This is a genomic window from Methyloligella sp. GL2 (assembly GCF_013341275.1).
In the GTDB taxonomy this organism is placed as follows: Bacteria; Pseudomonadota; Alphaproteobacteria; order Rhizobiales; family Methyloligellaceae; genus Methyloligella.
On sequence record NZ_CP054476.1, the window covers coordinates 393862 to 412120 of the forward strand.

Sequence of the window (18259 nt, forward strand, 5' to 3'; positions counted from 1 at the left end):
GATTTGGTTTGCAATGGCAGGCGCTGCCGACCAGCGCGCCTTGTTTTTTAGAATCGCCACAGAAATGTCGTTCTGATCGGGTTTTGCTGCCGCTGGCCGATTTTTGGGCAAGTTTTAGAGCCATGTTTTGACCTGCCCTCAAATGACGGCCACAATACTCGCGACTGCGCGTATCGCCGGAGTGGCACTCCCGATACGCAATTTTTTTGCGCGGTTAGAGATTTGGGCGGACGAAATTCAACGGGAAATCTATGTGCGGAATTGCGGGCGTAATCGACCTTAAAGGTCAGCGTGACATCGAGGGGATGCAGCTTGAGCGGATGGCGCAGACCCTGGTTCATCGCGGGCCGGACGATTCCGGCTATTGGCGCGCGCCCGGCATCGGTTTCGCGCATCGGCGCTTAAGCATCGTCGGCCTCAATGACGGCCATCAGCCGATCTTCAACGAGGACGGCAGCGTGGTCGCCGTCTGCAACGGCGAGTTCTTCGACTTCCCGGAGGTGCGGGCCCGGCTGCAGGAGAAGGGTCATATCTTCCGCACCCATAGCGACAGCGAGATCGTCGTCCATCTCTATGAAGAGTACGGCGAGGGGATGTTCGAGCATCTCAAAGGCCAATTCGCCTTCGCCCTGTTCGATCAAAAGCGCCGCCTGGTGCTGATGGCGCGCGACCGGGTCGGCATTTGCCCGCTATTTTGGGCGAAAGTCGGCGATTTCTTCTATTTCGGATCGGAGATCAAGGCGATCCTCGCCTCGGGCGGGGTGGAGGCGGCGCCGGATCTGCGTGGGCTCGATCATCTCTTCACCTTTTTCGCCATGGGCGGCGCGCGCACCTGCTTCAAAGGCGTGAATGCGCTGCTGCCGGGGCATTACCTGCGCATCGATCTTGCCCGCGAGGGCGGATTGTCGGAGCCGGAAGTCCGCCGCTATTGGGATTTCGACTTCCCCGATTGGGGCGAGGAGGAAAATCCCACCCATCAGGATGCGGTGGATGGGTTCGAGGAAGCCTTCGCACGCGCGGTGAATTTGCGGCTGCGCGCCGATGTGCCGGTGGCCGGTTACCTCAGCGGCGGGGTGGATTCGGCTTATGTGATGGCGATGGCGGCCAAGGTCAGCGGCAAGCCGCTGGCCAGCTTCACCGTGCAGGTGCCCGATCCCTCGCTCGACGAGGCTTCGGAGGCCTCGGAGGCTGCCAATTCCATCGGCGAGACCAAGCAGACGGTGATCCGGGCCGGCGCCGATCTGATTTCGGAGAATTACGCCGGGCTGGTTTCGGCAGCGGAAAGCCCGGTGCTCGACACCTCCTCCGCCGCGCTGCTGGCGCTGTCGCGCGGGGTCCATGCGCAAGGTTATAAGACGGTGCTGGCGGGCGAAGGCGCCGATGAGGGTTTCGCCGGCTATCTCTGGTTCAAGATCCGAAAGGCGGCGCTCAACCTCGATATTGGCGATGCATTCCGCCCGAGCGTCGCGATCGGCCGGTTCGCCCGCAAGATCCAGTCGCCGGAGACAAGTTTTTCGGAGCTGGCGCGGATCGATAGGATGATCGACGGGCCGCATGCCCAGTCGCTGCTTTACAATCTCGTGGCCACGGCGCGGCAGCGTTATTACGGCGATGGGATGTGGCAGGGGCTTCAGGGCCATGTCGCCTATGAGGATCTCAACCTCGATCTTGAGCGCATGAAGCGCTGGCATCCGCTGAACCGCTCGCTCTATCTCGGCTATAAGCTGCATCTGCCGGGGCTGCTGCTCAGCCATAAGGGCGACCGGGTGGGCATGGCCAACAGCGTGGAGCTGCGCTACCCGTTCCTCGACGAAGGGGTGATCGCCTATGGCGAGCGCATCCATCCGAACTGGAAGCTGAAGGGGTTCAAGCGGGACAAATATCTGATCCGCCAGGCCGCTCACCGGCTATTGCCGCCGCAGGTCGCAGAGCGGCCCAAGGCGATGTTCCGCGCGCCCCTGGCGGAGAGCTTCCTGGCCACGCCGCCAGATTTCGTGCGCGATCTGCTGAGCCCGGAGAGCCTCCGCCGCAGCGGCTATTTCGATGTCGAGGCGGTGCGCCGCGATTGCGAGCTGATCGCCAAGGGCGAGGAGAGTCTCAATCAATTCGCCAGCCTCGGGCTTGGCGGCGTGGTCGCCACCCAGCTTTGGCACCATCTTTATATGGGCGGTAATCTCTGCGAACTGCCCGAGGTGGATCTCAACCCGATGCCGGCTCAAGCCGCCACACTGAAGCGGTCCTCGGCCGCGCCTTCAATGGCGGCGCGGCCCGCGGTGGCGTAAGCCTTATCGTCTTCGAAGACGACGAGGCCTGAAGTCCCGGCAGAGTGTCTATGCGTGTGCTCCGTCGCTTGGTCCCCAGACCTTGCCCGAACGCTCGGAGTCGATCCGATAGTCGCTCGTGTGAGCGGAGAAGAAGCGTTCTCCGAATTCCTCCGCCCGCTTCAGGGGTTGGCTGGGATCGCGCGCCACTTCGGCTCGAGAATTACCGATCCCGTGAACGTGCCCGACGAAGGTCGAGTTCGTATATCGGCTGTGCTCCTGAATCTGGTGGATAATGCCCGCCCCGACATCTGGGTAGGTTTCCTCGGAGCTGAGAAGCAGACCGATCCGCTTGCCCATGAGCGCATTCACCACCCTGTCTGCTTCCGGGTAAGAGGCGGAGACGTAGCAGAAAGCGCGGTCGAAGAAGGCCTTCAACTGAGCGGACATGCCGTACCAATAGATCGGCGTCGCGGCGATGAACCCTTCCGCCGGGAGGTAGTGGTCGAGAAAGACATCGCCGAAACCATCGGCGATGCCGCAGGTGCCGTCTTCGCGGCGGCATTGCCGGCAGTCGCGCAGGAAACCTTCGAGAAATTCGTCGGCGTAGAGAAGCTCCGCTTCATGTCCGGACTGCCGGATGCCTCTGGCGGCTGCTTGGGCGAGCGCGGCAGAATTTCCGTCGCGGCGGGGGCTTGCGCTCAAAATCATCGCTTTCATGGTTCGTCCTTCACTCGATAGGCGGTGTTCTTGGGGACGATATTGAGTTATAGGCACCCATAGGCAAGTACGCACCTTTTGGTAACCAGTCGTCCGGCCTGGGATGCTAAGGAATGGAAGCAGAGAAGAAGCCGAAGCCGAGCGTTTTCGATGCCGATTGTTCGGCTCGGGATGCGCTGGAGCTGATCGCCAGCAAATGGGCGATCCTGATTCTCGGCGCCCTCGGCGAGCAGCCGATGCGAAACGGCGCGATGCTTCGGAAGATCGGCGGTATCTCGCAGAAGATGCTGACGCAAACGTTGCGCCAGCTGGAATGCAACGGTCTGGTGCTGCGAGAGGATCACGGCACTGTGCCGCCGCAGGTGGTCTATCGGTTGACCCCCTTGGGCGGCACGCTCAATGAGGCGCTTGCCGGGCTAGACCGGTGGGCCGAGGCGAATTTTCCGGCCCTCGATGCGGCACGGGAGAAATATCTCGCCGCGCAATGCGAATCGACACGCCGCTAAACGGAACCCTGCTCGCGGATGACGTCGGCTAGTTGCCGCGCAGCTTGCCGAGCGTCCTGAGGCGCAGCGCGTTCAGCTTGATGAAGCCGGCTGCGTCGACCTGGTCGTAGGCGCCTTCGTCGTCCTCGAAGGTGACGAGCTCGTCGGCATAGAGCGATTTCGGGCTCGAGCGGCCGGTGACGATGACATTGCCCTTATAGAGCTTGAGGCGAACCTCGCCTTCCACCTGCTCCTGGCTCTTGTCGATCAGGGCCTGCAGCATCTCCCGCTCCGGCGAGAACCAGAAGCCGTAATAGATCAGCTCCGCATAGCGCGGCATGAGCTGGTCTTTCAGATGCGCCGCCTCGCGGTCCAGGGTCAGGCTCTCGATGGCGCGGTGGGCGGGAAGCAGAATGCTGCCGCCCGGCGTCTCATAGATGCCGCGGGACTTCATGCCGACGAAGCGGTTCTCCACCAGATCGACGCGGCCGATGCCGTTATCGCGGCCGAGCTCGTTGAGCTTCGTCAAAATCTCGGCGGCGCTCATGCGCTTGCCGTCGATGGAGACGGCATCGCCCTTCTCGAAGCCGATGGTGATCTCGGTTGCCTGGTCGGGGGCCTCCTCCGGCGAGACGGTGCGCTGGAAGACATATTCGGGTGGCGCCTCGTTTGGGTCCTCCAGCACTTTTCCTTCGGAGGAGGAGTGCAGCAGGTTGGCATCGACCGAGAACGGCGCCTCGCCGCGCTTATCCTTGGAGACCGGGATCTGATGCTTCTCGGCGAACTCGATCAGGTCGGTGCGGGATTTGAATTCCCATTCCCGCCAGGGGGCGATCACCTTGATGTCGGGATCGAGGGCGTAATAGGAGAGCTCGAACCGCACCTGGTCGTTGCCCTTGCCCGTGGCGCCATGGGCGACGGCATCGGCGCCGGTCTCATGGGCGATCTCGATCTGGCGCTTGGCGATCAGCGGCCGGGCGATGGAGGTGCCCAGCAGATAAATGCCTTCATACAGCGCGTTGGCCCGGAACATGGGAAAGACGTATTCGGAGACGAATTCCTCGCGGAGATCGTCGATGAAGATCTCCTTGATGCCGAACATCTCGGCCTTCTTGCGTGCCGGCTCCAGCTCCTCGCCCTGGCCGAGATCGGCGGTGAAGGTGACGACTTCGCAGCCATAGGTCTCCTGCAGCCATTTCAGGATGATGGAGGTGTCGAGGCCGCCGGAATAGGCGAGAACCACCTTGTTGATCTTGTCGTGTGCGGCCATGGGCGCGAATTCCAATCTGGGCAAAAAACAAATGAGAGCCCGCATCTATAGGAAGAACGGGGTTTGGGGCAAGCTATGCGGTGACGCGGGAGCCTCCGTCATGCTGAGGAGCCCGCTTTAGCGGGCCTTAAAGCTGCGGGCCGGGGCCGCGTCTCCTTCGAGGCGTGCCTTGCGGCATGCGCCTCAGGATGACGTGGCGTGGGGCTTCGTCTTGCCGAGGTTTCAGCGCGGCCGGCCGGACAGCAGCCAATAGGCGAGGCCGCCGGCGAAGCCTGCAGTGGCGAAAATTGCGGTGATCTGCATCGGCGGCAAGGTGGAGAGCTCGTCCGGCGGGGCGACCATCAGCGGCACGGCGATGAGAGAAAGTCCGCCGGCGGCGACGTAGTAGATCCAGCTGCGGATCTTGAACAGCTCGCCGGAAAGCGCGGCGACCAGGGCCGGCAGCACGGTGAGGCTCGGCGCCACGGTGCCGGCAAAGAGCACGAGACCGATGAAGTTGCCGCCCTCGGCAATCATCGGATCCGTCGGAGCGGCGCTGCGCAGCTCCTCGCCCACCCAAAGCGCGCCGAGGAAGAACAGCACGGCCATGGCCAGGCAGGAGGCGATGGCGAAGGTCACCGCAAGCCAGATGAAACGACCGATGGTGCGGAGGATCATGTCTCGGGTCTCCTCGGGGCGAATGTGCGGGGTCATTGCATATCGAGCCGTATAAGAGCCGGTCCCGTGCTGCAAGGGAGGGACGAGGTCTTTGGCTCGCCCGAATGCGGGCCGTTCCCCACCGACATCTCCCACTGACATGCGCTGGTAACTTTGGCCGCGTTAGCGTTCTTGCGACCCCGCGACGCAAATTCCCACCGAAGAGCCTGGCCTTATGACAGCGAATAGTTTCGACACGAGCGACCCACGCGATCTCGATCCGGCGGCCCTGGCGGCCGATCTGGCGAAGGAGCATCCCGCCGACATCGCCGAGCGGCTGAACGGCATGCCGTGGAAGATGGCGGCTTCGGTGCTGCGCGCGCTGCCGGTGGAGCGGGCTGCGGAGGTGCTCGACGAGCCATGGCTCGACAATGCGGTGAAGCTGGTCAATGCGCAGCCCGATCGCGCCGCGGCGCTGCTGCAGGATATGGCGGCGGACCGGCGGGCCGATGTGTTCCGGGAGCTCGATGCGGCGACGCGCAAGCGCTTGCTGGCGGCGGTCGATACGGAGACGCGGGACTCGCTGCAGCAGCTCCTCTCCTATCCGGAGGAAACCGCCGGCAGTCTGATGACCACCGAATTCGTCAGCGTGCCGGCGGATTGGACGGTGGCGGAGACTCTGGAGCATATCCGCAAGGTGGAGCGGGCGCAGGAGACGATCTACGCCATCTACGTGCTCGATCCGGTGACCAAGGCGCTGGTGAAATCGGTGCCGTTGCGGCGGCTGATCTCGGGGGCGCCGGATGCGCCGGTGGCCTCGGTAATGCCGCGGCGACCGATCAGCGTGGCGCCGCTGGCCGACCGCGAGGATGTGGCGCGGCTGATCTCGAAATACGATCTCCTCGCCGTACCGGTGCTGGATGCGGCCGGCCATGTGCTCGGCATCGTCACGGTGGACGACATCATCGATGCGATGGTCGAGGAGACCACCGAGGACGTGCAGAAATTCGGTGGCGTGGAGGCTTTCGACGAGCCCTATATGGCGCTGCCCTTCCTCGGCATGCTGAAGAAGCGCGCCGGCTGGCTGTGCGCGCTGTTCATCGGTGAAATGCTGACAGCAAGCGCGATGCAGAATTTCGAGATGGAGCTGGAGCAGGCGGTGGTGCTGACCTTGTTCATCCCGCTGATCATGAGCTCCGGCGGCAATTCCGGCTCGCAAGCCACCTCGCTGATCATCCGTGCTCTGGCCTTGCAAGAGGTGCGGATCCGCGATTGGTGGCGGGTGGCGCTGCGCGAGCTGCCGACCGGTCTTGCGTTGGGGTCAATTCTCGGCGCGCTCGGCATCGCCCGGATCGCGCTTTGGCAGGTCACCGGCATCTTCGATTACGGCCCGTATTGGGTGCTGGTGGCGGCGACGGTCGGCGCGACGCTGGTGGCAATCGTCACCTTCGGCTCGCTGACGGGATCGATGCTGCCCTTCATTCTGAAGCGGATCGGCTTCGATCCGGCCAGCGCCTCGGCGCCGTTCGTGGCGACCTTGGTCGATGTCACCGGGCTGGTGATCTATTTCACCATCGCGCTGGTCATTCTGAGCGGGACGCTGCTTTAGCGGAAATCGCGCGAAGGCAGCCTCACGACCGGCTTACCACCGATGTCATGGCCGGGCGTGTCCCGGCCATCCACGATTGTGCTGGCACGGTGTTGTTCGTGGATACCCGGCACAAGGCCGGGCATGACGATCTCTGATGGCTTGTTGGACTAAGCGCCAGCAGCGGCGCGCTGGCTGGCGCGGAGCTTAACGCTCGCGCTTTTGAGCTGGCCGCAGGCGGCCATGATATCCCGGCCGCGCGGGGTGCGGACCGGCGAGGCATAGCCGGCGCGGTTCACCACTTCGGCGAACTTTTCGATCTGGTCCCAGTCGGAGCAGGCGTAAGACGAGCCGGGCCAGGGATTGAACGGGATCAGATTGATCTTGGCCGGGATCTTGGCGAGCAGGCGCACCAGCTCCTTAGCATCGGCGACGGAATCGTTGATGCCGTCCAGCATCACATACTCGAAGGTGATGCGCTTGGCGTTGGAGAGGCCGGGATAGTTGCGGCAGGCCTCCAACAGCTCGGCGATCGGCCATTTCTTGTTGATCGGCACCAGCTCGTTGCGGAGGTCGTCGCGCACCGCATGCAGCGAGATGGCGAGCATGGTGCCGGCCTCCTCGCCCCAGCGCGGGATCGAGGGCACAACACCGGAGGTGGACAGGGTGATGCGGCGTTTGGACAGGGAAATCCCCTCGCCGTCGCCGACCACGGCCATGGCGTCGCGCACATTATCGAAATTATACAGCGGCTCGCCCATGCCCATGAGCACCACATTGGTGATCTTGCGCTCGGTATCGGGGATGCCGTGGGGATTGTCGGGGACGGCGCCGGGCCAATCGCCGAGCCGGTCGCGGGCGAGCAGCACCTGGCCGACGATCTCGCCGGGTTCCAGATTGCGCACCAGGCGCTGGGTGCCGGTATGGCAGAAGCTGCAGGTCAGGGTGCAGCCGATCTGGCTGGAGACGCAGAGCGTGCCGCGGTCGTCTTCCGGGATATAGACGGTCTCGACCTCGCGGCCATCGGCCAGGCGCAGCAGCCATTTGCGGGTGCCGTCCTGCGAGACCTGCTCGGTGACGATCTCGGGCCGCGCGGCGCTGGCCTTCTCGGCGAGGGTCAGGCGCAAGGGCTTGGCCATGTTGCTCATGGCCTCGAAATCGGTGGCGCCGCGCACATAGAGCCAGTTCCACAGCTGGCTGGCGCGCATGCGCAGCTGCTTCTCCGGCACGTCGAGCGTGCGGAGCGCCTCAGCCAGCTGTTCGCGGCTCAGTCCGATCAGGCTTTGCGGCTTGTCGGCGGGCTTTGCAGCCTCCGGCGCGATGGCAAGATTGGTCGACATGGACATGACATAGGACGAGTTGCGCGCAATGTGGAGCCCTAAGCGCGCCGATTGCTTTATTTGCAGTCCTTGTCGAGCCGTGCGACGGCGGCGGTCACGCCGTTCAAGGAGTAGCGGTCGGTGGTCAATGTGCCGCGGGCGGAGGTGCCCTGAATTACCATGGTGGTGCCGGCCTTCATGGCGGCGATCACCTGGTCCTCGCCGGCACGGGTATCGACGAAGGCGCCTTCATTCTTGGTGAAGAAGGTGAATTTCTTGCCGTCGATATCCACAGTGACCTTGGCGCCGGGCCCGAACGGATAGCCCATCTTCACGCTGATCTCGTTCTTGATGCCTTCGGCCGGGTAGCGCGTGGCGTAGAAATAGACCGGCCCGCGCCGCACCCCGCTCGGCGCCTTGGAGACAGGCTGGCCGACGATGAAGCAGGCGGTCGGACTGCCACTGGATTTGTAGACGGCCCAATAATCGTATTTTTCCAGCAGCGTTGCGTCTTGGGCGAACGCGGGCACGCAAATGAAAGCCAAGAGCAGGCAAGCGGCTCGGACGGCTCGGTGCATGTGTTGAATCCCCGACTCGTGAGCAGTTTGAAAAACAAACGGTTTCGGTTGGGATTAAGACCATATAGATTCGCTTTGGCTTTGGCCAGAAGCCGAATGGTTGACGGCTGTTAACAAAGCACATTTCGTCTCCTGCTCGTCGAAGAATCCGGTTCCCGAATGTCGCGCCGACGGGTCAGGTGTCACGGGCCAAGTGTATCGGGCCAAGTGTATCTTCACCATCGGTCGGGCGTTCCGATTTGCCGAAGCTGCGGCAGATATCAGGCGCGCCCCGGATAGCGCCGCGAGGCGGCGGGAAGCTGGGAGGGGAATTGATGCGGGCGGCACAATTCAGCGAATTCGGCGGCATCGATGCGCTGCGTGTTGATGAGGTTCCGGTGCCGGAGCCGCATGCCGGCGATGCGTTGATCGATGTCAGCGCGGTGAGCCTGAACTTTTTCGACACGCTGCTGCTGCGCGACAAATACCAGATCACCCCGCCGCTGCCCTATTCGCCGGGGGCGGAGATTGCCGGGACCGTCGAGACGGTGGGCGCCGATGTCACAGGCGTTTCGGCGGGCGACCGGGTGCTCGCCTTTATCGGCGGCAATGGCTGCCGAGAGAAAATCGTCACCAAAGCAGCGAACTTGGTCCCGATTCCGGCGGAGGTCGGCGATGCGGTGGCGGCGAGCCTGCCGGTGACCTATGGCACCGCGCTACATGGTTTGCAGGATCGCGCCAAGCTGCAGCCCAGCGAGACGGTGGCCATTCTCGGCGCCTCCGGCGGGGCGGGTCTGGCGGCGATCGAGATCGCCAAGCTGATGGGCGCGCGGGTGATCGCGGTCGCCTCGTCGGGCGAGAAGCTGGCGCTATGCCGCGAGCACGGCGCCGATGAGGGGCTGAACTACCAAGACACCGACCTGAAGAAGGGTCTGAAGCAGATGACCGACGGGCGCGGCGCCGACGTGATCTACGACTGCGTCGGCGGGCCCCATGCGGAGCCGGCCCTGCGCGCCACCGCATGGGAAGGCCGCTATCTGGTGATCGGCTTTGCCGCCGGAGAGATCCCGCGGCTTCCGATGAATCTCGTCCTGCTCAAGGGGTGCTCGATCATCGGTGTGTTCTGGACCGCTTTCGTGGAGCGCAATCCGGCGCGCCACCGCGCCAATACAACGCAGCTGCTGCAATGGGTGGCGGAGGGAAAGATCGTGCCGCATATCCACGGCATCTACCCGCTGGTGGAGACCGGCAAGGCGCTGTCGCTGATCGAAGGCCGCCGCGTTTCCGGCAAGGTGATCGTCAACCCGCAGCAATAGCGACGCGATGCAGAAAGGGTCTAGGTCGCGGACCCGTCCTTGCCGTTTTTGGGAAGCTCTTTTTCCAGCGCGCGCGCCGCGGCGATCCGATGGGCGGGAGTGATATGGCTGGAGACCATGGCCAGCACGCCGGTCAGCAGCGCCGCATCGTCGGCGAAGCCCAGGCCGAACAGCATGTCGGGCACGAAATCCGTCGGCACGATGAAATAGGCGATCGCAGCGAACAGCATGGCGCGGACGCGGAACGGCGTCTCGGTATCGAGGGCGCAGTAATAGCCGGCGACCAGATCCTCGGCGAAGGGCACACGGCCGGCAAAGCGCCGCAGCTTGGTCCACAGATCGCGGCGGACCTTGTCTTGGCGTCTTGCCATGGTTTCGGACGATACCAGTTTGCCGCGCGCTTCATCGCGCAAGTTTGCCGCGTCCTCGAACACCGTCATGCGAGTATGCTCCAAAAATCACCCCTAACTCGAGTTAAGCATGTAGGAATGATGCTGCTATCCGACAAGACGGCGCGGAATTCCGCCCTTTTTCGGCGCCGTTTTGGTGGGTTCCTTCATCCTTTCTTATAGCCGTATAAGTACCGCATCAGGTGCGGCTGAGTCGTCTGCTTGCGGCGGCACGCAAGCCAGTTGAGCTGGAGTTGGGTTTATCGTGACGAGCATCGATCGAGGCCAAGGGGGAGGAGGCCGGCTTTCCGCCCTTGCCTTGGTGGCGTTCTTCGGTGTCTTGCTCGTTGGCGCGGCGGCGGCCGTCGGGCAGTCGCGAAACGGGACGAACGGAGATGCCTATGGGCTCGCCCTACGGCAGCAGCAGCTCTCTCAGCTTCAGGCCCAGATCCGGAAGACCGGCTGCGACCAGCGCCGCTATGCCAATAGCGTTTCCGAATGCCGGCGGCTGAATTCCCAGGCACGGGCGATTCAGAACGAGATCGCCTCCATGCAGGGGCAGCACCGCGAGCGGCGCTCGGGCGGTCTGTTCGGCGGGCTGTTCAGCGGCCGCAATTGGGGGCGCCGGGACAAAGCGCCGGATTACAGCCCCTACGGCCAGTTCCGCACCCGCTGCGTGCGGCTCTGCGATGGTTATTATTTCCCATTGCGCTACGGCGTCAGCCCGCGGAATTTCGGAGCTGAGAATGCCCGCTGTCAGGCGAGCTGCGACCGGCCAGCCAAGCTGTTCTACCAATCGACCAGTGACGACGATGCCGCCAATATGGTTTCGCTCAACGGACAGCGCTATGGCGATCTGCCGAACGCCTTCAAATACCGCAGCACCTACAATCCGAGATGCAGCTGCAAGCCGCTGCCTTGGAGCGTCGAGGCGACGCGCGAGTTTCACCGCCGGGAGGTGGTCGCCGAGCTGACCGGCAAGCAGAAGAGAATGGCGAACGGCGTTGCGGCCGTTGCGGCGCTCCTCGCCGGCAGCGATGCCAGGATGGCGGCGCGGCAAGGCGGCGGGGGCATGATCCAAGGTCCGCAGAGCGATTGGTTTGGGGCGCAAGGCGGTGCTTTCAACGATCCGCGAAACGCCTATATAGATCCGGGGTTCGAAAGACCGGCCCCAAGCGTCGAACAGAGGCGCAAGCTGCGCCGGGAACGCCGGGCAAAACGCCGGAGAGACCGTTAGACCAGCGCCGCTGTGCGCGTTGCCCTGCCGATACAAGCCGAGATATCCAGTTCCATGACCGATCGTTCGATGTCCGATTCTCCGACCCACAAGCTTCTGTTCGTCTGCCTCGGCAATATCTGCCGTTCGCCCATGGCCGAGGGGGTGTTCCGCGCCGTGGTGCAGCGCGAAGGTCTGATCGACCGGTTCGAGCTGGATTCGGCCGGGATGGGCAGCTGGCATGTCGGGCAGGCGCCGGATACCCGCGCACAGGCTGCGGCGGCCGGACGGGGGCTGGATATCTCCGGCCAGGCGGCACGGCAGGTGGCGCTCGGCGATTTCGATTATTTCGACATGCTGCTTGCCATGGACGAGAGCAATTTCGAGGAGCTGACGCAGCTCGCCCCGGCCGCCCAGCAGCACAAGGTGCGGCAGTTCCTGGATTTTGCGCCGCATGCGGGGACGCGGGACGTGCCCGATCCGTTCTTCGGCGAAGCGGAAGGGTTCGATCACGCGCTGGATCTGATCGAGCAGGCGAGCGAAGGGCTGCTTACCAGCCTGCTGCGCAATCAGCCGGTGTCGCGCTAGTCTTGCTCGAACGCCTCTTGCCGAGGCGGCGGATTTTCCGCACAGTGGCGGCGTCCGGAGCACCGCCTCCATATTTTGTTTTCAGGCCCGCCAGGCTTTCCGTATGGCACCGCCCATCGCCCTGGTGCGCCCAACTCCGGATCTTTACCCTATGACCGACGCATTGGATCACGGCATTCGCTTCGGGCGGATCGCCGCCACCCTTCCCGTCACGGATATCGTCCGAGCTGAAGGTTTCTATGTGGGCCTGCTCGGTTTCCGCAAAACGTTCCAGAACGGCGATCCCGTCGGCTTCATGATCTTGAAGCGCGACGATGCGGAGCTGCACCTCACCCTGCAGAAGCACCATCGCGCGGCCGCGTTTCCGGTGGCGCATCTCATGGTGTTCGACGTAAACGCGCTCTATGCGCTTTGCGAGGCGGAGGGGGTGCGCATCGTGAAGGGATTGCGCGACAAAGACTTTGGGCTTCGCGCCTTCGTGATGGAGGATCCGGACGGCAACCGGATCGACGTTGCTCAGCCCATATAGTGATGGGCGAAGCTATGGCTCAACGGGTATTCGGCCTCGATCACGTAAGGCCCGCCGCCGACCGAGGCGCGTGACGAATAGAGCACGAAGCGGTCCACGGTGAAGCTTTCGGAGAAGAAGGCGCCTTGGTTCTCCAGATAGGCGGCGACGGCTTGTGGCCTGGTGCCGCGCAGCCGGGCGATGGTGACGTGGGGGGTGAAGTTGCGCGGCTCAGGCGGCAGGCCGGCCTTGCGGGCGGCCCATTCATGGGCGCGCTGCAGAGCGGACAAGGCCTCTGTAGGCGCGATCGCGGCCCAGATGGCGCGCGGCTTCTTGCCGCCGAAACTGCCGAGCCCGTCGAAGCGGAGCTGGAACGGGCCGAAGCCGTCGATATCGACGCTCGCAAGATTGGCGGCGAAGTCGTTGGCGGTGCGTCCGTCCACGTCGCCGACAAAGCGCAATGTGAGGTGATAGTTGGCCGGGTCGATCCAGCGTGCGCCGCTGAGGCCGGTACGCAGCATATGCAGCCTATGGCCAATCGCCTCCGGGATTTCGATGCCAGAAAACAATCTCGGCATGGGCGCGCCTCCCTAATCCGGCGGATCGCCAATCGGCGGCGATAAGGCTGATTCTCAACCTATAGCCATCCTCAGCCAGTCGTGAGCGGAGATCAAGACCCGACGATTGCCTGGGGATTTCTCGCCCGATCTGGGACGAAAACGGCGATCTAGAGCGCTGGAAAACCACATTATTCTTTTCCGTTAAGAAGTTCTAATTCCGAAGCTGCCATACAGTCTTCCATAGGGTAGGGGTTCCAGTGGAGGGGCCCTGGGATCAAGGCGTATGGACGGCGAGGCGGCAGCTTGGCCGAAAGCCCCACATGACCAATCTCGATCAGGAACTGGTGGATGCCCCCGAAGTTCCGCAGCGGCAGATGCGGCGCTTCACGGAAAGCGCGCGCGCGCGGCTCCGCCGCTGGGTGTTGGGCGTCGGCTATGCGCTAAAACCGCAGCGGATCGGGCTTCTGCCACGTATCGCGGCGATGACTGTGGCGCAGCTTTTCGTGCCAGAGACGCAATGGAGCAAGCTGCCGGAGAAGCCCGTCTATTACGGCTGGCGCGGCCTGGTGGGGATCAGCGACGATCTCTCCGTTGATACGCTGGTCGCCAATTACAAGCGCGGCTTCTTCCCGTTCTGCCATATCGGGCCGATGAAATGGTGGTGTCCGGAGGTCCGCGCGGTGATCGACCCGGCCGATACCCATCTTTCCAAGAATTTGAAGCGTTTGCTGCGCAAAGAGACGTTCACCGTCACGATGGATCGGGACTTTGCCGGCGTGATCGAGGCGTGCGCCCGGCCGCGCGACGGCAAGGTGCCGCTGACCTGGATCACGCCGCGCATCATGCAGGCCTATTACGATGCCCATCTTGCCGGCTATGCCCATTCGGTCGAGGTGTGGGACGAAGCGGGCAATCTGGTCGGCGGTCTCTACGGTCTTGCCATCGGCAAGGCGTTTTTCGGCGAATCGCAATTCTCCCGGGTCAATCATGCTTCGAAGGTGGCGATGGCGGCGCTGCACCGGCATTTGGCGGCCTGGGGCTTCACCTTGCGCGACGGCAAGTGGATGACGTCTCACCTCAAGAGCTTCGGCTTTCACGCCATGCCGCGGGACGAATTCCAGGCGACGCTCGATGTGGTCGCCAACGAGCCGGCGCCGGTCGGGCCCTGGCAGGTCGATCCGAGCCTCGATCTGGATGGCTTGCCGCTGAAGAGAGATTTGCCGCTGAAGGAAGATCCGCCCCTCAAAAGAGAAGCCGATGCCGGGACGACACCGGGCAACGCATGAGCGCGGTGGCTCCCGAGATGCCGCGGCGCTCTAGCCTTACCGCCCAGCTCGCCCGCCTGCGTAAGCTGTTCACGATCTCGTCGTTTCTGGCGATGGCGCGGGTTGCCGGCGCGGTGGCGGGATTCATCACCCAGCTCCTCTTGGCGCGCACGCTGCATGCCAGCTCGCTCGGCATTTTCTATTCGGTGGTCAGCCTGTCCGCCGTGGTGGGGCTGATCGCCTCGCACGGTTATCCGGCGATCGCGCCGCGCTTCGTCTCCCGCTACCGGGAGCAGGGGCGGCCGGGGCTGATTCTCGCCTTTCTGCATCACGCGCGGGTGGAATCCCGGCTCTATGTCAGCCTCGCCGGTTTCGCGGTGCTGATCTTTGCCGCGCTGTGGCCGGGGCTCGATAACGTCACGCGGGTCGCCCTCTTCGCCGGTGTGGCGGCGATCCCGGCCCATGCGGCTCTGCGGGTGAACGGCTCGGTGGCGCTGGCGCTCCGGCATTTCGCCCTCGCCTATCTGCCCGATACCGCGATCCGCCCCTTCGTGCTTCTGGCCGGGGTGGCGCTGCTGATCCTGATCGGCGTTCCGTTCGATACCGCCGACGTCACTTGGCTGCTCACCGGTATTCTCGCGGTGCTGGCGCTGAGCCAATATCTGCTGCTGCAGCGCAATCTGCCAACGGCGGAGATGGCGCCGGCGCCGAAGCGGCTGACGCGGCAATGGCAGCGCGAGGCGGTGCCGGCCATCGTGGTGGTGCTGTTCATCGCCTTCTTCGCCGATGTCGATATCCTGATGCTGACCCCGCTGATGAGCAGCGCGGAGATCGGCATGTTCGGGCTTTGCCTGAAGCTGGCCATGCTGGTGGGTTTCGCGGTGCAGGTGGCCCAGCAGGTGGTGGTGCCGGATCTGGCCGATGCCCATGCGCGCAAGAGCTATGCGCCGATTCGCGACGTGATGCTGAAGGCCCTGGCCTTCCCGCTGGTCGTCACGGTGGGCAGCCTGATCGCGGTGGCGTTCTGGGGTTCGTGGATGCTGTCGCTGTTCGGGCCGGAATTCGCCGGCGCCAAGCTCACCTTGCTGATCCTGCTGGTCAGCCAGCTGGTGCGGGTGCTGTTCGGACCGAATATCGGGCTGATCACGGTGATCGGCGCGCAGAAGGAGAATTCCTGGATCGCGCTGACGTCCCTGGCCGTGCTGCTGGGCGGCAATCTGGTGCTGGCGCCGCTTTACGGGCCGGAAGGCGCGGCCTTCGCGGTGCTTGCGGCGATCACCTTCTGGATGATCGCCTGCTCGGTGATGCTGTATCGCATCACCGGTCTACGCACCGATGCGCTGTACCTTCTGTCCAAAGGCCGGGCCGCTGGCGAGCAGGGATGAGCCGGCCGCCGGCAGCGCGCCGATATCCTCTTCCTCCGCGGTCTCGCCGGTCAGCAGCGAACCGATCATCAGCCAGACGACAAACGCGCCGATCGTCAAAAGCGCAATAATCGAAGCGATCTTGCCCATATGCAGCGGCATGCCGGGCTCCTCCCTTGGTGATTTGGTGGCGCGGAGGATACACGAGGTTTCCCGTAACGCCAGAGGCGGCTTACACGCCGTAATACGTGCGGTACCAGGCGACGAAGTTGCCGATTCCCTCTTCGATGGGGGTGGAGGGCTCAAAGCCGGTATCGGCGGTGAGGGCTTCCACATCGGCGAAGGTCGCTTCCATATCGCCGGGCTGTAGGGGTAGCAGGTTCTTGGTGGCGGTCTTTCCGCAGGCCTTCTCGATGGCGGCGACGAAGTCGAGCAGCTGAACCGGCGAATGGTTGCCGATATTGTAGACCCGATAGGGCGCGTGCGAGGTGGCGGGATCGGGATCCTTGCCCGACCACGCCGGATTGGGCGCGGCGACCTTGTCGACGCAGGCGACGATACCGGCCACGATATCGTCGATATAGGTGAAGTCGCGGGCGTGATGGCCCTGGTTGAAGATGTCGATCGGCTCGCCGGCGAGGATCTTCTTGGTGAAGCTGAACAGCGCCATGTCCGGTCGGCCCCACGGGCCGTAGACGGTGAAGAAGCGCAAGCCTGTCACCGGCAGCCCGTAGAGATGGGCGTAGGAATGGGCCATCAGCTCGTTGGATTTTTTCGTTGCGCCGTAGAGGCTTAGCGGGTGGTCGACATTGTCGTGCACCGAGAAGGGAAGCCGTTCATTGGCGCCGTAGACGGAGCTGGAAGAAGCATAGACGAGATGGTCCACCGCGTTGTGGCGGCAGCCCTCCAGCACGTTGAGGAAGCCGACCAGGTTGGACTGCACATAGGCATCCGGGTTTTCCAGCGAGTAGCGCACCCCGGGCTGGGCGGCGAGATGGATCACCCGGTCGAATTTCTCCGCGGCGAACAGCGCATCCATCGCCGGCTTGTCGGCGAGGTCGATACGGTGGAAGGAGAAGCCGTCGCGCTTCTCAAGCCGCGCGAGCCGCGCTTCTTTCAGCGCCGGATCGTAATAGTCGTTGAGATTGTCGAGGCCGACGACGGTATCGCCCCGGTCGAGCAGGGCGTTCGCCGTATGGAAGCCGATGAACCCGGCGGCTCCGGTCACCAAAATTTTCATCTGCCGTCCTGCTCGTCCCGTTTGGCTTTCCGGCCTTTATCCGCGGCGCCTTGATGGCATGGCGCGCCCGCGGCAACAACTTTTCTCTTGAACAGCGGCCCCGCGTCTTGCCGTGTATGCGCTTCGGGACCAAGCTTTGCGGGGCTCATGGTCCGCAAGACAGAGGAGGCGTTTCTTGCTGCAACATTTCCCCCAATCGCTGCGCCGCCGGCTACCTGCCTTCGAGGGGCTGACCCTCACCTTGATCGCGGTCTGCGCGCTGGGGCTTTGGGTGTTCTTCGCCATCGCCGAGGAGGTGATGGAGAAGGATGTCTTCGACTTCGACAGCTGGCTGATCCTTGCCTTGCGTGAGCCCGGTGACACGGCGCAGGCGATCGGCCCCGTCTGGCTGCCGGCGATGATGCGGGACATCACCAGCTTCGGCTCGACCTTCGCGCTGATCTTCATCTCGCTGACCGTGGTGGGCTGGCTGCTGCTCAGCCGGCGCCCGCATGGGGCGATCCTGCTCGCCGTGGCGCTGATCGGCGGCACGGTGCTGGCCAACGGTCTGAAGCTGTTCTTCGACCGGCCGCGCCCGGATCTCGTCGCCCATGGCACCGATGTGTTCACCGCCAGCTTTCCCTCCAGCCATGCCATGCTGGCGACCACGGTCTATCTCACCCTCGGGGTGATGGTGATGCGCTTTACGCCTGCGCTTCACCTGAAGATCTACGCGATCTCGGTAGCACTGCTGTTGTCGGTGCTGATCGGGATGAGCCGGGTCTATCTCGGCGTGCACTGGCCGACCGACGTGATCGCCGGCTGGGCGGTGGGCGCGGCCTGGGCCTCGCTGACCTGGCTGGTGGCGATCTGGCTGCAGCGCCGGGGCGAGGTGGAGACGGTGCTGCCGGGATAAATGGCGCAAAACGGCGGAGAGCGCTTGCCGGCTTTATCGCGCGTCGGTTTCTAGCGGTCGCCTTCGGGCTACTCTAGCGTTG

At 63.7% G+C, this 18259-nt stretch carries 19 protein-coding genes; 10 read left to right on the top strand and 9 right to left on the bottom strand.

Annotated features, from left to right (window positions below):
• The first annotated feature begins 305 nt into the window (after positions 1 to 305).
• Positions 306 to 2282 (top strand): asparagine synthase (glutamine-hydrolyzing), encoded by a 1977-nt coding sequence (gene asnB / locus HT051_RS01870; RefSeq protein ID WP_246810142.1) that lies wholly within the window; start codon positions 306 to 308, stop codon positions 2280 to 2282.
• 48 nt (positions 2283 to 2330) lie between these two features.
• On the opposite strand, the gene HT051_RS01875 is transcribed toward asnB, so the two are convergent.
• The gene (locus HT051_RS01875; RefSeq protein ID WP_174540463.1) at positions 2331 to 2981 is read right to left on the bottom strand and encodes a flavodoxin family protein; all 651 of its coding nucleotides are present in this window, start codon (positions 2979 to 2981) and stop codon (positions 2331 to 2333) included.
• A gap of 113 nt (positions 2982 to 3094) precedes the next feature.
• Between HT051_RS01875 and HT051_RS01880 the strand changes: the two genes are divergently transcribed.
• The gene (locus tag HT051_RS01880) at positions 3095 to 3487 is read left to right on the top strand and encodes a helix-turn-helix domain-containing protein (RefSeq protein ID WP_174540464.1); all 393 of its coding nucleotides are present in this window, start codon (positions 3095 to 3097) and stop codon (positions 3485 to 3487) included.
• A gap of 28 nt (positions 3488 to 3515) precedes the next feature.
• Here HT051_RS01880 and HT051_RS01885 read toward each other — a convergent pair whose 3' ends face one another.
• Positions 3516 to 4736 (bottom strand): argininosuccinate synthase, encoded by a 1221-nt coding sequence (locus tag HT051_RS01885; RefSeq protein WP_174540465.1) that lies wholly within the window; start codon positions 4734 to 4736, stop codon positions 3516 to 3518.
• 222 nt (positions 4737 to 4958) lie between these two features.
• The gene (locus HT051_RS01890) at positions 4959 to 5393 is read right to left on the bottom strand and encodes a hypothetical protein (protein WP_174540466.1); all 435 of its coding nucleotides are present in this window, start codon (positions 5391 to 5393) and stop codon (positions 4959 to 4961) included.
• A 214-nt stretch (positions 5394 to 5607) separates the two neighbouring features.
• Here HT051_RS01890 and mgtE point away from each other — a divergent pair, with 214 nt between their 5' ends.
• Positions 5608 to 6981, top strand: a complete 1374-nt coding sequence (gene mgtE, locus HT051_RS01895) for a magnesium transporter (RefSeq protein WP_174540467.1) — start codon at positions 5608 to 5610, stop codon at positions 6979 to 6981.
• 149 nt (positions 6982 to 7130) lie between these two features.
• Here the strand turns inward: mgtE and rlmN are convergent, their stop codons facing one another.
• Positions 7131 to 8300 carry a 23S rRNA (adenine(2503)-C(2))-methyltransferase RlmN gene (gene rlmN / locus HT051_RS01900; protein ID WP_246810280.1) on the bottom strand — a complete coding sequence of 390 codons (1170 nt, stop codon included), beginning with the start codon at positions 8298 to 8300 and terminating at the stop codon, positions 7131 to 7133.
• 56 nt (positions 8301 to 8356) lie between these two features.
• Positions 8357 to 8809 carry an invasion associated locus B family protein gene (locus tag HT051_RS01905; RefSeq protein ID WP_174540469.1) on the bottom strand — a complete coding sequence of 151 codons (453 nt, stop codon included), beginning with the start codon at positions 8807 to 8809 and terminating at the stop codon, positions 8357 to 8359.
• Positions 8810 to 9171: 362 nt separating this feature from the next.
• Between HT051_RS01905 and HT051_RS01910 the strand changes: the two genes are divergently transcribed.
• A complete protein-coding gene (locus HT051_RS01910; RefSeq protein WP_174540470.1) occupies positions 9172 to 10152 on the top strand; it encodes an NADPH:quinone oxidoreductase family protein in 981 nt (326 codons plus the stop codon).
• A gap of 20 nt (positions 10153 to 10172) precedes the next feature.
• On the opposite strand, the gene HT051_RS01915 is transcribed toward HT051_RS01910, so the two are convergent.
• A complete protein-coding gene (locus HT051_RS01915) occupies positions 10173 to 10592 on the bottom strand; it encodes a YkvA family protein (protein ID WP_174540471.1) in 420 nt (139 codons plus the stop codon).
• A 214-nt stretch (positions 10593 to 10806) separates the two neighbouring features.
• On the opposite strand from HT051_RS01915, the gene HT051_RS01920 reads away from it, so the two are divergent.
• The 3 genes from HT051_RS01920 (at position 10807) to HT051_RS01930 (ending at position 12874) form a co-directional block, all read left to right on the top strand.
• Positions 10807 to 11778, top strand: coding sequence for a DUF2865 domain-containing protein (locus tag HT051_RS01920; RefSeq protein WP_174540472.1), 972 nt, complete (start codon positions 10807 to 10809; stop codon positions 11776 to 11778).
• Between the two features lie 54 nt (positions 11779 to 11832).
• Entirely contained in the window at positions 11833 to 12345 is a 513-nt protein-coding gene (locus tag HT051_RS01925; protein ID WP_246810143.1) for a low molecular weight protein-tyrosine-phosphatase, read from the top strand.
• Positions 12346 to 12496: 151 nt separating this feature from the next.
• Complete coding sequence (locus HT051_RS01930; protein WP_174540473.1) at positions 12497 to 12874, top strand: VOC family protein; 378 nt, start codon at positions 12497 to 12499, stop codon at positions 12872 to 12874.
• Here HT051_RS01930 and thpR read toward each other — a convergent pair.
• Positions 12862 to 13431, bottom strand: coding sequence for an RNA 2',3'-cyclic phosphodiesterase (gene thpR, locus HT051_RS01935; protein WP_174540474.1), 570 nt, complete (start codon positions 13429 to 13431; stop codon positions 12862 to 12864). The two genes, HT051_RS01930 and thpR, sit on opposite strands and share 13 nt — an antisense overlap.
• Before the next feature lie 302 nt (positions 13432 to 13733).
• Here thpR and aat point away from each other — a divergent pair, with 302 nt between their 5' ends.
• Positions 13734 to 14699, top strand: a complete 966-nt coding sequence (aat, locus tag HT051_RS01940) for a leucyl/phenylalanyl-tRNA--protein transferase (protein WP_174540475.1) — start codon at positions 13734 to 13736, stop codon at positions 14697 to 14699.
• Positions 14696 to 16063, top strand: a complete 1368-nt coding sequence (locus HT051_RS01945) for an oligosaccharide flippase family protein (RefSeq protein ID WP_174540476.1) — start codon at positions 14696 to 14698, stop codon at positions 16061 to 16063. Before aat ends, HT051_RS01945 begins: the two co-directional genes overlap by 4 nt.
• Here the strand turns inward: HT051_RS01945 and HT051_RS01950 are convergent.
• On the bottom strand, positions 16004 to 16204 hold the full coding sequence (locus HT051_RS01950; protein WP_174540477.1) for a hypothetical protein: 201 nt from the start codon (positions 16202 to 16204) through the stop codon (positions 16004 to 16006). The two genes, HT051_RS01945 and HT051_RS01950, sit on opposite strands and share 60 nt — an antisense overlap.
• Before the next feature lie 70 nt (positions 16205 to 16274).
• Positions 16275 to 17282, bottom strand: coding sequence for an NAD-dependent epimerase (locus tag HT051_RS01955; protein ID WP_174540478.1), 1008 nt, complete (start codon positions 17280 to 17282; stop codon positions 16275 to 16277).
• A gap of 175 nt (positions 17283 to 17457) precedes the next feature.
• Here HT051_RS01955 and HT051_RS01960 point away from each other — a divergent pair, with 175 nt between their 5' ends.
• Entirely contained in the window at positions 17458 to 18177 is a 720-nt protein-coding gene (locus HT051_RS01960) for a phosphatase PAP2 family protein (RefSeq protein WP_208454356.1), read from the top strand.
• Positions 18178 to 18259 lie beyond the last annotated feature (82 nt).

Excerpts from the sequence above, each read along its gene's own strand:
- asnB (WP_246810142.1), top strand. The coding sequence starts at position 306 with ATGCAGCTTGAGCGGATGGCGCAGACCCTGGTTCATCGCGGGCCGGAC.
- HT051_RS01875 (WP_174540463.1), bottom strand. The coding sequence starts at position 2,981 with ATGAAAGCGATGATTTTGAGCGCAAGCCCCCGCCGCGACGGAAATTCT.
- HT051_RS01880 (WP_174540464.1), top strand. The coding sequence starts at position 3,095 with ATGGAAGCAGAGAAGAAGCCGAAGCCGAGCGTTTTCGATGCCGATTGT.
- HT051_RS01885 (WP_174540465.1), bottom strand. The coding sequence starts at position 4,736 with ATGGCCGCACACGACAAGATCAACAAGGTGGTTCTCGCCTATTCCGGC.
- HT051_RS01890 (WP_174540466.1), bottom strand. The coding sequence starts at position 5,393 with ATGATCCTCCGCACCATCGGTCGTTTCATCTGGCTTGCGGTGACCTTC.
- mgtE (WP_174540467.1), top strand. The coding sequence starts at position 5,608 with ATGACAGCGAATAGTTTCGACACGAGCGACCCACGCGATCTCGATCCG.
- rlmN (WP_246810280.1), bottom strand. The coding sequence starts at position 8,300 with ATGTCGACCAATCTTGCCATCGCGCCGGAGGCTGCAAAGCCCGCCGAC.
- HT051_RS01910 (WP_174540470.1), top strand. The coding sequence starts at position 9,172 with ATGCGGGCGGCACAATTCAGCGAATTCGGCGGCATCGATGCGCTGCGT.
- HT051_RS01915 (WP_174540471.1), bottom strand. The coding sequence starts at position 10,592 with ATGACGGTGTTCGAGGACGCGGCAAACTTGCGCGATGAAGCGCGCGGC.
- HT051_RS01925 (WP_246810143.1), top strand. The coding sequence starts at position 11,833 with ATGACCGATCGTTCGATGTCCGATTCTCCGACCCACAAGCTTCTGTTC.
- HT051_RS01930 (WP_174540473.1), top strand. The coding sequence starts at position 12,497 with ATGACCGACGCATTGGATCACGGCATTCGCTTCGGGCGGATCGCCGCC.
- thpR (WP_174540474.1), bottom strand. The coding sequence starts at position 13,431 with ATGCCGAGATTGTTTTCTGGCATCGAAATCCCGGAGGCGATTGGCCAT.
- aat (WP_174540475.1), top strand. The coding sequence starts at position 13,734 with ATGACCAATCTCGATCAGGAACTGGTGGATGCCCCCGAAGTTCCGCAG.
- HT051_RS01945 (WP_174540476.1), top strand. The coding sequence starts at position 14,696 with ATGAGCGCGGTGGCTCCCGAGATGCCGCGGCGCTCTAGCCTTACCGCC.
- HT051_RS01950 (WP_174540477.1), bottom strand. The coding sequence starts at position 16,204 with ATGCCGCTGCATATGGGCAAGATCGCTTCGATTATTGCGCTTTTGACG.
- HT051_RS01955 (WP_174540478.1), bottom strand. The coding sequence starts at position 17,282 with ATGAAAATTTTGGTGACCGGAGCCGCCGGGTTCATCGGCTTCCATACG.